The organism is Chromobacterium sp. FG22 (assembly GCF_057809415.1).
Genome location: NZ_JBMDJX010000087.1, coordinates 1 through 399, shown reverse-complemented (window position 1 = coordinate 399; position 399 = coordinate 1). Strand labels below are relative to the sequence as shown.

Genomic DNA, 399 nt, shown 5'->3' with positions numbered 1-399 from the left:
CGGTCAGGCTGGTGGACACGCCGGTAAAGCTGGTGGACACCCCGGTGAAACCGGTGGAAATGCCGGTGAAGCTGGTGGAGACGCCGGTAAAACCGGTGGACACCCCGGTGAAGCCGGTGGAGACGCCGGTAAAGCTGGTGGACACCCCGGTGAAACTGGTGGACAGGCCGGTGAAGCTGGTGGATACCCCGGTGAAGCTGACCGACAGGCCGGTGAAGGACACCGACACCCCGGTGTAGCTGATCGAGGCGCCGGTGACCGAGGTGGACGTGCCCTTGACCGAGGTGTTCTTGTCCTGCCCCACCGCCTCCGAGCTGTTGCGCTCGGTGGTCTGCTGCATGTCGCGCTCGGCGTGCACCATCACCCGCTCCGCGCCGCGCTGGTCGTCGAAGGTGATCT

At 65.9% G+C, this 399-nt stretch carries 1 protein-coding gene; it reads right to left on the bottom strand.

Annotated elements, in window-relative coordinates:
* A partial coding sequence (locus ACODSD_RS24795; protein ID WP_488878612.1) for a bacteriophage T4 gp5 trimerization domain-containing protein occupies positions 1-399 on the bottom strand: 399 nt, incomplete at both ends.